This window comes from Mycobacterium sp. MUNTM1 (genome assembly GCF_054660795.1).
The window spans coordinates 1-1385 of sequence record NZ_BAAGDE010000132.1 but is presented as its reverse complement, the minus strand read 5'-3'; the positions used below and the strand labels follow the sequence as shown (position 1 = coordinate 1385).

Sequence of the window (1385 nt, the reverse complement as noted above, 5' to 3'; positions counted from 1 at the left end):
CACGTCAAGGTGGTGGGCCCGGTGAACTACGCGACGATATTTCCCGTCTGCCGCGCGGTGGTCCATCACGGCGGTTCGGGCACCACCGCCGCGAGCCTGCGCGCCGGAGTTCCCACGCTGATTCTGTCGATGGATGCCAATCAGACAGTCTGGGGCGCTCAGCTCAAACGACTGAAAGTTGGTACCACGCGCCGGTTTTCGGCAACGGACCGGGAATCGTTGGTGTCGGACCTGCGCCGGATCCTGGCCCCGGACTACGCTGCGCGCGCACGTGAGATCGCCGCCCGGATGACCAAGCCGGTCGACAGCGTGGTCAAGGCCGCCGACGTGGTGGAGAATTTCGTCAGCTCGCGCAGCCGCACCCGTTCCAGCTAGCTCGTCATCGCGATTGTGCAGGGCGAATAGCCGGTTCAGCTATCGAATCGCGGTATCCGGACCGACTTCTCACTTTCCTGAGACACGGTGTCGATCGTCTGGCAGACTTACGTAGGATCAGGCGGCGACACCTGGGGTTCAGCCAAACCACCCGGCGTTGTCATACTTCTACGGTCGGGGGGAAAGGCCGATGGGGTTGGGTTTGTCGCACTCGACTGCACCGGTGCGCACTCGCGATCGTTTCTGGCCTCGGGCAGCCAAATCCGTTGCGAAACAACTACATTCAATGTCTCTGACCACATCGCAGGGCCAATGGCGGGCCGCAGGCTACCGAGCCAGAACGCCGCAGTCAAAGTTGCCCATGCCGTCGGAGATTGATTAAGGTATTAGTCGCGATGAAATTTGCTGTGGCAAGCTATGGAACGCGTGGGGATATAGAACCTTGCCTCACCATCGGTCGTGAGCTGATGCGACGGGGGCATTCGGTTCGGATGGCCGTCCCGCCCAATCTCGTCGGGTTGGCCGAAGCGGCCGGGCTTCCGGCGATCGGCTATGGCCCCGATATGCACGACTTTTGGAGCGACGAGTTCATTCGCGACTTCTGGAAGAACTTCGTCAAGGGACCCATCAGCCTGATGCGCGAAGCCTGGGAACCAGTGCTGCGGAACTGGCAGGAAATGAGCTCGGCGCTGATGTCGGTGGGTGCCGGCGCCGATTTGCTGTTCAGTGGCCAGCTTTACCAGGATTTGGCCATCAATGTCGCCGACTACTACGGCATTCCGATGGCCACGTTGCATTACATTCCGATGCGGCCGAACGGCCAACTGCTTTCGAGGGTGCCCGGCCCGTTGGTCCGCACCGGTATGTCGATCTACGACTGGATGTGCTGGCGGATGAACAAGAAGGCCGAGGATCGGCAGCGCCGTGAGCTCGGCCTGCCGACCGCCACGGTCGCCTCGCCGCGACGCATCGCCGAACGCGGTTCGCTGGAGATTCAGGCCTACGACGAC

At 61.9% G+C, this 1385-nt stretch carries 2 protein-coding genes; both read left to right on the top strand.

Annotated features, from left to right (window positions below; all coding sequences use genetic code 11):
• Window positions 1–375 (top strand): glycosyltransferase (locus ACYQ8K_RS30045; protein ID WP_459975009.1); only part of this gene is annotated, 375 nt, incomplete at its 5' end.
• A gap of 395 nt (window positions 376–770) precedes the next feature.
• A partial coding sequence (locus tag ACYQ8K_RS30040) for a glycosyltransferase (protein WP_459975007.1) occupies window positions 771–1385 on the top strand: 615 nt, incomplete at its 3' end.